9 protein-coding genes are annotated in these 12,680 nt (G+C 65.4%); 5 read left to right on the top strand and 4 right to left on the bottom strand.

Translation table 11 applies throughout. From position 1 onward, the window contains the following. Positions 1-19 precede the first annotated feature (19 nt). Positions 20-1,573 (bottom strand): TerC family protein, encoded by a 1,554-nt coding sequence (locus FHS02_RS02890; RefSeq protein ID WP_137312718.1) that lies wholly within the window; start codon positions 1,571-1,573, stop codon positions 20-22. A gap of 186 nt (positions 1,574-1,759) precedes the next feature. Here FHS02_RS02890 and FHS02_RS02885 point away from each other — a divergent pair, with 186 nt between their 5' ends. Together FHS02_RS02885 and FHS02_RS02880 are read left to right on the top strand one after the other, a co-directional pair. Then, a complete protein-coding gene (locus FHS02_RS02885; protein WP_137312717.1) occupies positions 1,760-3,730 on the top strand; it encodes a peptidase U32 family protein in 1,971 nt (656 codons plus the stop codon). Beyond that, the gene (locus FHS02_RS02880) at positions 3,727-4,215 is read left to right on the top strand and encodes an arsinothricin resistance N-acetyltransferase ArsN1 family B (RefSeq protein WP_137312716.1); all 489 of its coding nucleotides are present in this window, start codon (positions 3,727-3,729) and stop codon (positions 4,213-4,215) included. The genes FHS02_RS02885 and FHS02_RS02880 overlap by 4 nt, the downstream gene beginning before the upstream one ends. Before the next feature lie 20 nt (positions 4,216-4,235). Here the strand turns inward: FHS02_RS02880 and FHS02_RS02875 are convergent, their stop codons facing one another. Continuing rightward, the gene (locus FHS02_RS02875; protein WP_137312715.1) at positions 4,236-5,051 is read right to left on the bottom strand and encodes a M48 family metallopeptidase; all 816 of its coding nucleotides are present in this window, start codon (positions 5,049-5,051) and stop codon (positions 4,236-4,238) included. A gap of 174 nt (positions 5,052-5,225) precedes the next feature. Between FHS02_RS02875 and FHS02_RS02870 the strand changes: the two genes are divergently transcribed. Beyond that, positions 5,226-5,708: a hypothetical protein gene (locus FHS02_RS02870; RefSeq protein ID WP_137312714.1), complete on the top strand. Its 483-nt coding sequence runs from the start codon at positions 5,226-5,228 to the stop codon at positions 5,706-5,708. Positions 5,709-5,908: 200 nt separating this feature from the next. Then, positions 5,909-8,305, top strand: coding sequence for a bifunctional diguanylate cyclase/phosphodiesterase (locus tag FHS02_RS02865; protein ID WP_137312713.1), 2,397 nt, complete (start codon positions 5,909-5,911; stop codon positions 8,303-8,305). A gap of 154 nt (positions 8,306-8,459) precedes the next feature. Here FHS02_RS02865 and FHS02_RS02860 read toward each other — a convergent pair whose 3' ends face one another. Both FHS02_RS02860 and fusA read right to left on the bottom strand, forming a co-directional pair. Beyond that, on the bottom strand, positions 8,460-9,026 hold the full coding sequence (locus tag FHS02_RS02860; protein WP_137312712.1) for an SRPBCC family protein: 567 nt from the start codon (positions 9,024-9,026) through the stop codon (positions 8,460-8,462). A 263-nt stretch (positions 9,027-9,289) separates the two neighbouring features. Beyond that, positions 9,290-11,398 carry an elongation factor G gene (gene fusA / locus FHS02_RS02855; RefSeq protein ID WP_137312711.1) on the bottom strand — a complete coding sequence of 703 codons (2,109 nt, stop codon included), beginning with the start codon at positions 11,396-11,398 and terminating at the stop codon, positions 9,290-9,292. A gap of 182 nt (positions 11,399-11,580) precedes the next feature. Here fusA and FHS02_RS02850 point away from each other — a divergent pair, with 182 nt between their 5' ends. Beyond that, entirely contained in the window at positions 11,581-12,675 is a 1,095-nt protein-coding gene (locus tag FHS02_RS02850; RefSeq protein WP_137312710.1) for a phospholipase A, read from the top strand. Positions 12,676-12,680 lie beyond the last annotated feature (5 nt).

Raw genomic sequence — 12,680 nt, 5'->3', positions numbered from 1 at the left:
ACCAGGTGCCTGGAGACACTCAGGCCTCTCCCTCCCCGCCGGTGCGGCTGATCAGCACCGACGTGATGCGGCGTTCGCGCACCTCCGCCACTTCCAGCCGCAGGTCGTCCAGCGCCAGCACCTGCCCGACGTGCGGCAAGGTGCCGAAACGCTCGAGCATGAAGCCGGCCAGCGACGTGTAGTCGCCGGTGGCGATGCCCAGCGCGTCGGATTCCAGCACCTGCTGCAGGTGGTGCAGGTCCGCCCCGCCGTCGACGCGCCAGCGGCCCTCGCCGAGCGCCTGCACCACCGGCTGTTCGTCCTCGTCCGGGAATTCGCCGGCGATCGCCTCGAGGATGTCGATCGGCGTCACCAGGCCCTGGATGGTGCCGTACTCGTCGGCGATCAGCACCAGCTGGCCGTGCGAACGCTTCAGCGTTTCCATCACCTGCAGCACGCCGGCCGTATCCGGCATCACGATCGGCGGCCGGATGCTGCGCGCCGGGTCGATATGGCCGCCGTCCATCAGGTCGGCGATCACGTCTTTCGCGCGCGCCACGCCGACGATATTGTCCAGCTGGCCGCGGCCGGCCGGATAGAAGCTGTGCGGCGCATCGAGCAGCTGGGCGCGGACCGAAGCGGCATCGTCGTCCAGGTCGACCCACGAGATATCGGAACGGGGCGTCATGATCGAGCGCACCGGCCGCTGCGACAGGCTGAGTACGCCGCTGACCATGTGGCGCTCGGCCGACTCGAACGTGGGCTGCTCCACCGGCTCGCCCTGGGTTGCCGGCGCTTCGGCGGTGCCGTCGCCAGTGGTTTCGCCCATCATGCGCAGCACGGCGTTGGCGGTGCGTTCGCGCAGCGGCAGGTGTTCCTGCTGGCGCGCGAAATTGCGCCGCGCCAGCTGGTTCAGCGCCTCGATCACGACCGAGAAGCCGATGGCCGCGTACAGGTAGCCTTTCGGGATATGGAAGCCGAAGCCCTCGGCGATCAGCGACAGGCCGATCATCAGCAGGAACGACAGGCACAGCACGACCACGGTCGGGTGGGCGTTGACGAAGCGCGTCAGCGGCTTCGAGGAAAACATCATCACGGCCATCGACACGATGACGGCGGCGATCATCACGGCCAGGTCGTCGACCATGCCGACCGCCGTAATCACGGAATCGAGCGAGAACACGGCGTCGAGCACGATGATCTGGCCGACCACGGCGGCAAAGCGGGCATACGCGACCGGCCCGCTCTTGGCGTGGACCTGCCCTTCGACCCGCTCGTGCAGCTCGATCGTGGCCTTGAACAGCAAAAAGATACCGCCCAGCAGCAGGATCAGGTCGCGCCCGGAAAACGCCATCGCGCCGACCGTGAACAGCGGTTCGGTGAGCGTGACGATCCAGGAAATCACGCTCAGCAGGCCGAGGCGCATCAGCAGCGCCAGCGACAGCCCCAGCAATCGCGCCTTGTCGCGCTGGTGGGGCGGCACTTTCTCGGCAACGATCGCAATGAAGATCAGGTTGTCGATGCCGAGCACGATCTCCAGTACGATCAGCGTCAGCAATCCAATCCAGATATTGGGGTCGGACAGCCATTCCATGTGCGGGTTCCCGGGGCGGACGATGCAGGAAGTGTACGGGAATTGCCGGGATGGGCGAGCCCGGCACGCGCCGCCCAGCGGCCGCTCGGGAGGGTGGCGATGTCAGGCCGGCGATGACATCCCCGGTCCGGAAAGCTATAATCTGCCCCTTCGCCCAGGCGCGTTTCCCTCCACCCAGGATTTACCATGTCTCTCCTCGCCCACGAACTCGAACTGCTGTCGCCCGCCAAAACCGCCGAGATCGGCCGCGAAGCCATCCTGCATGGCGCCGACGCCGTCTATATCGGCGGCCCGGCATTCGGCGCGCGCCACAATGCGAGCAATCCCCTGGAAGACATCGCCGCGCTGACCGCGTTCGCGCACCGCTACCGGTCACGCATCTTCGTGACGATGAACACGATCATGCATGACAGCGAGCTCGAGCTGGCTCGCAAGCAGATCTGGCAGCTGTACGAAGCGGGCGTGGATGCGTTGATCATCCAGGACATGGGCCTGCTGGAAATGGACCTGCCGCCGATCCAGCTGCATGCCAGCACGCAATGCGACATCCGTACCGTCGAGCGGGCCAGGTTCCTCGGCAACGTGGGCTTTTCCCAGCTGGTGCTGGCGCGCGAACTGACGATCGAACAGATCCGCAAGATCCGCGCCGAAGTCGACACACCGCTCGAGTACTTCATCCATGGCGCGCTGTGCGTGGCGTTCTCCGGCCAGTGCTACATCTCGCATGCGGACACGGGCCGCAGCGCCAACCGCGGCGACTGTTCGCAGGCCTGCCGGCTGCCGTACACGCTGTCCGACGGCCAGGGCCGCGTGGTGGCCTACGACAAGCACCTGCTGTCGATGAAGGACAACGACCAGAGCCGCAACCTGGAAGCCCTGGTCGATGCGGGCATCCGTTCCTTCAAGATCGAAGGCCGCTACAAGGACATGGGGTATGTGAAGAACATCACGGCCCATTACCGGCTGCTGCTGGACGAGATCCTGGAGCGCCGTACCGAATTCGTGCGCGCGTCGAGCGGCCGCACGCAGGTCATGTTCACGCCGGACGTGGACAAGAACTTCCACCGCGGCCATACCGACTACTTCGCCGGCGGCCGGCAGGACGATATCGGCGCGTTCGATTCGCCGAAGTACCTGGGCGTCAAGCTCGGTACCGTGACGCGGCTGGGCGGCGACCACTTCGACCTGCTGACCGATGCGCCGATGGCCAACGGCGACGGCCTGAACTACATGGTCAAGCGCACGTCGGCCGGGGTGCAGGCCAATACGGTGGAAAAACTGGGCGAGAACGACGAGGGCCAGCGCTGGCGCGTCTTTCCCAACGAGCCGATGGCCAGCCTCACCGGCCTGAAGGTCGGCACCGAGATCCACCGTAACCGCGACAACCAGTGGGAAGCGGCGCTGGCGAAGAAATCGTCGGACCGCAAGGTGGCCGTGCACCTGGTGCTGGCCGAGCATGCCGAAGGACTGGCGCTGGCGGTTACCGACGAGGACGGCATCACAAGCACGACGGCCACGGCGCTGGCGCTGCAACCCGCCCAGCAGGCGGCGCAGGCCGAGGCGGCACTGCGCACCAGCCTGGGCAAGCTGGGCAACACGATGTTCCAGGCGGGCAGTGTCGAATTGAAGCTGTCGCAGCCGTGGTTCGTGCCGTCCGGCGCGATCAATGCGCTGCGGCGCGAAGCGATCGCCGCCCACGAGGCGGCCCGCCTGGCGGCCTGGCAGCGTCCTCCGCGCAAGGCGCCGGCCGAACCGCCGGCGGTCTATCCGGACACGCAGCTGACCTACCTTGCCAACGTCTACAACGAAAAAGCGCGGGCGTTCTATCACAAGCACGGCGTGCAGATGATCGCCGCTGCCTACGAGGCGCACGAGGAGGCGGGCGAAGTGCCGCTGATGATCACCAAGCACTGCCTGCGCTTCTCGTTCAACCTGTGCCCGAAGCAGGCCAAGGGCGTGCAGGGTGTGCAGGGCCAGGTGAAGGCGGAACCGATGACGCTGGTCTCGGGCAGCGAAACCTACACGCTGCGCTTCGACTGCAAGCCGTGCGAGATGCACGTCGTCGGTGCGATGAAGCCGGGCATCCTGCATTCGCCGCCGCCATCGGCGGTGCCGTACAGCCCGCTGGTGTTCCACAAGCAGCGCCCGCGCGCTTGATCCGCGAGGCCCGGCCGGGCGATGCCGCAGCCATCGCCGCGATCTACAACCCTTATATCGAAGACACCACCGTCAGCTTCGAAGAGGTGGCCGTGTCCGCCGGCGACATGGGCGGACGCATCGCCGCGGTGCAGGATGGCGCTTTGCCATGGCTGGTGCTGGAACTGCCGGACGGCGCCATCGCCGGTTATGCGTATGCTACGGCATGGCGGGTGCGGCATGCCTACCGCTTTTCGGTGGAGACTTCCGTCTACCTGGCGCGGGGCAGCGAACGACAAGGCCATGGCACGGCGCTGTACCTGGCCCTGCTCGAGCGCCTTCGCGCCCGTGGCTGCCACCTAGCGATCGCCGGGATCGCGCAGCCGAACGATGCCAGCGTGGCCCTGCATGAAAAACTGGGGTACAAAAAAGTTGCCCACTTCGGAGAAGTGGGCTTCAAGTTCGGCCGCTGGCTCGATGTGGGCTACTGGGAACTGCGGCTGTAGCACGCTGCCGCGCAAACCACCTATTTCCTTGCCGCGCCCTGGTAGAGCGGCGCCACCTTCGGCAGCATCGCGGTCAGGTCGGTGATGCGCGTTTCGTTCGACGGGTGCGTGGACGTGAATTCGGCGCCCTGCTTGCCACCCTCCTTCCGCTCCAGCGCCTGCATTTTCTTCCATACCGCCACCGACGCTTCCGGCTTGTAGCCGGCCCGGGCCGCCAGTTCCAGGCCCATCGCGTCGGCTTCCGATTCGTTCTGGCGTGAATTGGGCAGCATGTACAGGTAGTGCGCCACCGTGTTAGCCGCCTCGATCTGGGCCTGGCTGTCCGGCGCCGCCATCAGCGCGGTCGTGGTCAGCGCATTCTGCGCATAGGCCCGCGAGACGCGTTCGCGGCCATGTTCGCGCAGCGCATGGGCGATTTCATGGCCCATGATGATGGCGATCTCGTCGTCGTTCAGCTTCAGCTGGCGCAGCAGCCCTGTATAAAACGTGATCTTGCCGCCCGGCGCGCAGGTGGCGTTGATCACGGGCGCATCGATCAGCGCGAGCTGCCAGTGCCACTTCGCCGCATCGTCGCGGAACGCCGTCACCTGCGCCTGCAGGCGGGCAGCGATCTTCTTCAGCCGTTCGTATTCGGCTCCTTTGGTCACCAGCCTGCCCTTGACCTGGGCGTCGCGGTTCTGCTGCGTGTAGTTCACCAGCGCCATCTGCTCCACCTTCTCGGCCGACACCAGCATCAGCTGCTGCCGCTGGACGCCGACCATGCCCGGCTTCGTCGTCGAGGCGCATGCCGTCAATACCGAGACGGCGGCGCAAATCACCATCGTATGCTTCTTCATTGCGGACTCCCTGTCATGTGGGATGGCTACTGTCCGGCATTGCCGACAGGCAGTCAATTTCCAAACAGAAATAGCTTTACCGGCATCAAACATGCTTTGAAATCCTGGAAATAACGCGGCATGCTTGAGCTGTCGCTATAATTGCCGCGCCATAAACAATCTGGGGAAAACTGCATGAAATACGCAATGCTGGGAGCCGCGCTGCTGCTTGCACAGGCGGGGGCGCACGCCAATCCGTTCGGCGTGATCGAATCGCAGCCGCGCAGCGAACTGTGGGTGAATCCCGGCTTTTATTCGTACCACTTCGACCGCGACGCGGGGCTGGACGACACCAACCCCGGCATTGGCGCCGAATACCGGTTTTCCACGGTGGCATCGGCCACGGTGGGGCGTTTCCGCAACAGCGACCGCGCCATCTCGAACTACGCCGGCATCTATTACCAGCCCTTCTCGCTGGGGCCGTTGCGGCTGGGCGCCGTGGTCGGTGCGTTCGACGGCTACCCGAAACATCGCGACGGCGGCTGGTTCCCCGCGCTGATCCCCGTCGTCAGCGTGGAGTACGAACGGGTGGGGGTGAACTTTGCTATCGTACCGAAGTACAAGGATCGCCTGCACGGCGCATTGACCATCCAGCTCAAGTTCAAGCTCACGGACTGATGAAAGCTCCCGGACTGATCCACGCTCACGGATTGATCCAGGCTCACGGACTGATACAAGCTCACGGACTGATACAAGCTCACGGACTGATACAAGCTCGAGGACTGAGCCAGACTCAAGGACTGACACCCCTCCCCCCAAAGCGGCAGGACGGCCGCGGCGCGGGGTGCCACGATGGATGATGTGAAAAGAACGCCTAAATGAACATTATCGCCCCCCAGGAACAACAGGTGCTGCCGGTCGAAGGCGAGCAGGATGCCTTTCCGCCGGAACTCGTGCGGCTTGCCGCCCACCTGTGCGGCAGCGAGCCGCCGCAGGCACTGGATGACGAGTGCGCCCTGCTGGCCTGCGCACCGCCGGCGATGAGCCCCGAGCAGCGCCAGGCGCTGGCCGACCTGGCCGCCACGGCGGCGGCCTGCCGCGAGCTGAAACGCAAGCTGGCGCGCGCCGAAAGTTTCCTGTCCGGCTTTGCCGAGCATTCGCCTTCGCCGCTGTGGATCAAGGACCGCAGCGGCAGCTACGTGATGGGCAATGCGGCGCTGCATGGCTTCTTCGGCGTGCCCACCGTGGTGGGCATGGACGACAGCCACTTCTGGCCGGAAGACATCCGCCACAGCCTCGAAGAGCAGGACCGCGCCGTGCTGGAAAACGGCGAGACGATCAAGACGATGGAAACATCGCACGACGGTACCCGCCACTGGCTGGTGCACAAGTTCCCGATCGACGTCGATGGCGAGCCCTTCCTCGGCGGTTCGGCGATCGACATGACCACCGAGGTGGAAAAGGAGCGCGCGCTGATCCGGCACGATAATTTCTACGTGCTGCTGTCGCGCCTTTCGGCGATCATCACCCGCGCCAGGACGCTCGAAGCGCTGTGCATGGACACCTGCCGCTTCGCCTGCCACCAGCCGGGCCTGGAGGTCGTGGACATCAGCCGCGTCGACGATGCTACCGGCGCCCTCGAACTGTTCACCTCCGCTGGCCGGGACGGCACCGAGCATCGCTGGCACGACATGCGTCGCGCCGGTGGCCCACCGGAGGCAGGCACGGAGGCGGGACCGGTAGCGGACTGGTGCGCGCGCGAACTGGCGGATGCCGCCGTTGCGACCGGGCGCCTGCAGGTATCGAACCATTTGGCCGGCACGCAGCAGCGGGTCGCGTCCTGCATGGCCATCCCGCTGTTCGTCAACGGCAAGTGCTGGGGCGCGATCGCGTTCTATTCCCACCGGCCGGACTTCTTCGACCATTTCTACCGCGAACGGGCCGGCGAACTCGGCAACGAACTGAGCTTCGGGCTGGAACGGCTGATCAATGCCCAGGAACTGTTCCGGCTGGCGCGCACGAATGCGCTGTCCGGCCTGCCGAGCCGCCTGCATTTCGACGAGGAGGTCGCCGCGCTGGCCGCCGTCAATGCCAGCGGCACGGTACTCCTGATCAACATCAACCGCTTCGACGAGATCAGTTCCGCCTACGGCAACACGGCCGCGATCGGCCTGATGCGGCAGGTGGCGCAGCGGCTGAAGACCGAAGTGGCACCGCGGATGGCGCTGTCGCACGTGGGGATCGGCCGTTTCGCCCTGTTCTACCCGGTCGACGAAGCACGCTCGCCGCGCGCCTATGCGCGCGACACGATCATCCCCATGCTGGAGGGCTCCTACCAGGTGGACGAGCAGAAGATCTGGTGCACCGTGAACGTGGGCGCCGCCATGCTGCCCGAGGATGGCACCAGCGCCGACGAACTGCTGGTCAAGGCCTGGGATGCGCTGGCCGGCTCGCGCGCGCAGGAGGAACAGATCGGCTTCTATGACCGCGACGCCGACCATGCGCTGGCGCGCCAGATCAGCATGGAGGCGGAGTTGCGCGAGGCGGTCGAGCGCGGCGAGTTCATCAACTTCTACCAGCCGAAGATCGACCTCAAGACGGGCAAGCTGGCCGGGGCCGAGGCGCTGGTGCGGTGGCGCCATCCGCAGCGCGGCCTGATCCAGCCGACCGAATTCGTGCCAGTGCTGGAACGCAGCGGCCTGGTCACGCAGGTCGGCCGCAACGTGATGCAGCGCGCGATGGAAGACTGGCGCGCATGGCACGACGCGGGCCTGAAGCCGCCGCAGATCGCCGTCAACGTGGCGCCGGCCCAGTTCCGCTGCGATTCCCTGTTCGACGACATCGAACGGGCACTGAACACGGCCGAGGCCAGCCTGCGGCCGCTGTCGATCGAAGTCACGGAAAGCGGCCTGGTGGCGGACCAGCGCCGCGTGGTCGATATCCTGAACCGCGTGCGCGAACTGGACGTGCCGGTGGCGATCGACGACTTCGGCACCGGCTACTCGTCGCTCGCCTACCTCGTCACGCTGCCGGTCGACGTGCTGAAGATCGACCGTTCCTTCGTGGTCAAGATGACGCAGGATGCGAACTACATGGGCATGGTGCAGACCATCGTGCAGCTGGCGCACACGCTGGAGCTGAAGGTCGTCGCCGAAGGCATCGAGACGGAAGAGGAAGCCAAGTTCCTGAAACTGCTGCGCTGCGAGCAGGGGCAAGGCTACCTGTACGGCCGGCCATTGCCGGCCGAGGAATTCGCCAGGCTGCTGCAACACTGAATACCTGGCACTGGGCACTGAGTACTGGGCACTGAGTACTGGGCACTGGGCACTGAGCACTGAGTACTTGCTGGGCACTGAAAACATGGGAACCGAGCGCCAGCGCGCGGAACGGCCTGGCTGCCGGTCCGCGCCTTCGCTGTCGCTCGTTACATCAGTGCGTTACCCGCGGTCCTTCCGGCCCGCCCTGGATGGTGCCGCGCCACGCGCCGCTTTCCTTGCCGCGCGATTCGATCAGTTTCTTGAAGCGTTCCAGGTTGCCGCGCGCTTCGATGCCGACCGCGCCGATCACATCGCCGGCGGCCTCGACCGCATCGGTCGGCGTATAGCTCAACTCCAGCACGATCCTGGTCCGCGTGTCGCCCTGCGGTTCGAAGCGCACCACGCCGCTGTTCGGCGTGCCGGTGGTGCTGCGCCAGGCGATCCGCTGGTCCGGGATCTGCTCGACGATCTCGGCATCCCATTCGATCGGCTTGCCAAGCACGTCGGCCTTCCAGTGCAGCCGCTTGTCGTCGAGCTGGCGGACTTCGTGCACGCTGTCCATGAACGTCGGAAACTCCTCGAACTGCGTCCACTGGTCGTAGGCGGTGCGCACCGGTACATCGACGGTGATGGTTTCACGTGCCGTCGAGCCGCTTTGGCCGGCGCCCTTGCCCTTCAGGTATTTGGCGAGATAGGCGCCGCCGGCCGCAACTGCGGCGAGCGCTAGTAGTCGTTTCATCTTACCTCCATGTCGTGGTGAATTAGCAGGTGGTGGGACGAGCCGGCGCCGTACCGCGCGCCAAGGCTGGATCTCGAATGCTAGTCCTGTCCGGGAGAGCGGCCTATAGGGCAGATTCCGATACGGCTGTAGGCCTGCGCTGTCAATGTTTGAAACTTTTCCGCAGGTCAATGCGAACGGACGGTGGCGGACAAGTGTCGGACACCGGCCATTCGGTGTCCGACACCGGTGTCCACCGGCCCTGACTTGGCGTACTAACCGTATCAGGCCCGGATCTTCGACGTGGCGATCTGGTCGAGGATATGCTTCGGCACGCCGGCATAGTGCGTGAACTCCATCGTGTACGTGGCGCGGCCCTGCGTCAGCGAGCGCAGCGTCGTGGAGTAGCCGAACATCTCGGCCAGCGGTACCAGCGCGCGCACCAGCTTGCCGCCGCCGCCGGGGATCTCGTCCATGCCCTGCACCATGCCGCGCCGCGCCGTCAGGTCGCCCATCACGTTGCCCATGAATTCCTCGGGCGTCTCCACCTCGACATCCATGATCGGTTCGAGCAGTTGCGGGTCGGCGCGGCGCATGCCGTCCTTGAAGGCCATCGAGCCGGCCATCCTGAACGCGTTCTCGTTCGAGTCCACGTCGTGATACGAGCCGAACGTCAGTGTCGCGCGCACGTCGACCACCGGGTAGCCGGCCAGCACGCCCGAGCGCAGGGTTTCCGTGATGCCCTTCTCCACCGCCGGGATGAATTCGCGCGGTACCACGCCGCCCTTGATCGCATCGACGAATTCGTAGCCCTTGCCCGGCTCCAGCGGTTCCAGCTTCAGCACCACGTGGCCATACTGCCCCTTGCCGCCGGACTGCTTGATGAACTTGCCTTCGACGTCGGACACCGGCTTCTGGATCGTTTCCCGGTAAGCCACCTGCGGCTTGCCCACCGAAGCCTCGACGCCGAACTCGCGCCGCATCCGGTCCACCAGGATTTCCAGGTGCAGCTCGCCCATGCCGGCCATGATCGTCTGGCCCGATTCCTCGTCGGTATGGACGCGGAACGACGGGTCTTCCTGCGCCAGGCGGGACAGCGCAATGCCCATCTTTTCCTGGTCCGCCTTGGTCTTCGGCTCGACCGCCTGCGAAATCACCGGCTCCGGGAACACCATCTTTTCCAGCACGATCACGTGATCGGGATTGGACAGCGTGTCGCCCGTCGTCACCCCCTTCAGCCCGACAGCCGCGGCGATGTCGCCGGCAAACACTTCCTTGATTTCCTTGCGTTCGTTGGCATGCATCTGCAGGATGCGGCCGAGCCGCTCGCGCTGGCCCTTGGTGGGGTTGTAGACGGTGTCGCCCGAGTTCACCACGCCCGAATACACGCGGAAGAACGCCAGCTGGCCGACGAACGGGTCGGTCATGATCTTGAACGCGAGCGCGGCGAACGGGTCCGAATCGCTGGGATGGCGTTCGATCTCGTTGTCGTCCTCGTCGTGGCCGGCGATGGCCGGCACGTCCAGCGGCGACGGCAGGTATTCGATCACCGCGTCCAGCATCGCCTGCACGCCCTTGTTCTTGAACGCGCTGCCGGCCAGCATCGGCACGATTTCGCCGCGCACCGTGCGCTCGCGCAGCGCGGTCTTGATCTCGGCTTCGGACAGCGTGTCGCCGTTCAGGTACTTCTCGGTCAGCTCCGGCGTCGCTTCGGCGGCCGCTTCCACCAGGTTGTCGTGCCATTTCTGCGCGAGTTCCTTCAGCTCGGCCGGAATGTCCTCATAGGTGAACTTCACGCCCTGGCTGGCATCGTCCCAGATGATGGCGCGCATCTTGACGAGATCGATCACGCCCAGGTAATGGTCCTCGGCGCCGACCGGGATCTGGATCGGCACGGCATTGCCCTTCAGGCGGTCGCGGATCTGCTGCTGGACGCGGAAGAAGTCGGCGCCCACGCGGTCCATCTTGTTGACGAAGGCGATGCGCGGCACCTTGTACTTGTTCGCCTGGCGCCACACGGTTTCCGACTGCGGCTGCACGCCGCCGACGGCGTCGTACACCATCACCGCGCCATCGAGCACGCGCATCGAGCGTTCCACCTCGATCGTGAAATCCACGTGGCCCGGGGTGTCGATGATGTTGATGCGGTGTTCCGGGAAGTTGCCGGCCATGCCGCGCCAGAACGCGGTGGTGGCCGCCGACGTGATCGTGATACCGCGTTCCTGTTCCTGCTCCATCCAGTCCATCGTGGCCGCGCCGTTGTGCACCTCGCCGATCTTGTGATTGACACCCGTATAAAACAGGATGCGCTCGGTGGTGGTGGTCTTGCCGGCATCGATGTGGGCGCTGATGCCGATATTCCGGTAGCGCTCGATAGGGGTCTTGCGGCTCATGGCATTCTCCTGGGATGGCGCGATCGCCTGATCGCGCTCAAAAATTGTAGCAGCATCGGGTTGCCGCAGTTGACGGCCGGTTTCTTTTTTTCAACCCCAGCCGTGCGACTGCCCGGCACGTTCGTGCTTATACTCGCGCGATGCCAAAAATTCGCACGATGCCAAAAAACAAGATCATGACAATGAAAAAACACTTTTCCCCCTGCCTTTCGGCCCTGCTGGCCCTCTCTCCTTGCGTAGTCGCGGCACAGACCGTGCCGGCCGCCGTCGATCCCGCGCTGGGCCGTTGCTCGCTGCTGGCCGACCCGACCGAGCGCCTCGGCTGCTACGACGCGCTGGCGAACCGCGCGCAGGATCCCGCCCCGGCCGTGGCCGCAGCGCCAATGCCCGCGCCGGCGGCCGCCGCTTCGGACCAGCAGCAAGGCGCGTTCCCGGGCGGCCCGGTCGCCAAGCCCGTCGATGCGAATGCGCCGCAGGCCGAGCAGCCGGTGGTGTCGGTGCAGGTACCGCTGTGGGAACTGGACAAGGACAGCAAGCGTGGCGTCTTCAATTTCCGGCCCCACCGCGACAATTACCTGCTGCTGGCGAACTACAGCAACAGTACCAACAATGCCCCGTTCAACGAGGTGACGCCGGGCGGCATCGATGCCAAGCACGTCGAGCTGGCCTACCAGCTGTCCTTCAAGATGAAGATGCTGGAGACCATCGCCGGCTCGCCGGTCGACCTGTGGTTCGGCTATACGCAGCAGAGTTTCTGGCAGGCCTACAACCGCGACGAATCGAGCCCGTTCCGCGAAACCAACTACCAGCCCGAGGTCATGGCCATCGCGCCGATCGGCAAGCGGCTGCTGGGTTTCGATTTCCGCTATGCGGGCCTGGGTGTCGTGCACCAGTCGAACGGCCAGACGGCCACGCTGTCGCGCAGCTGGAACCGCGCGTACGCCGAGCTGGGCGGCGAGTACGGCAAGCTGGCCGTGACGGCGCGCATCTGGAAGCGCCTGGACAATTCCGCGTCGGACAACGACAACCTGGATATCACCGATTTCCTCGGCCATGGCGACCTGCGCCTGGTGTACCGCGACGGCGGCAGCGAATATTCGCTGCTGGCGCGCCGCAACCTGCACACCGACCATGGCGCGCTGCAGCTGGGCTGGGCAGTCCCCCTGCGGGCCAACCTGAAGGGCTATGTGCAGTTCTTCTCGGGGTACGGCCAGAGCCTGATCGACTACAACTACTCGCAGATGTCGCTGGGCGCCGGCTTCCTGGTCGGGTTCTGACGGCG

It is taken from the genome of Pseudoduganella umbonata, from assembly GCF_014192225.1.
In the GTDB taxonomy this organism is placed as follows: Bacteria; Pseudomonadota; Gammaproteobacteria; order Burkholderiales; family Burkholderiaceae_D; genus Rugamonas; species Rugamonas umbonata.
This window is presented reverse-complemented; position numbering and strand designations above follow the sequence as displayed.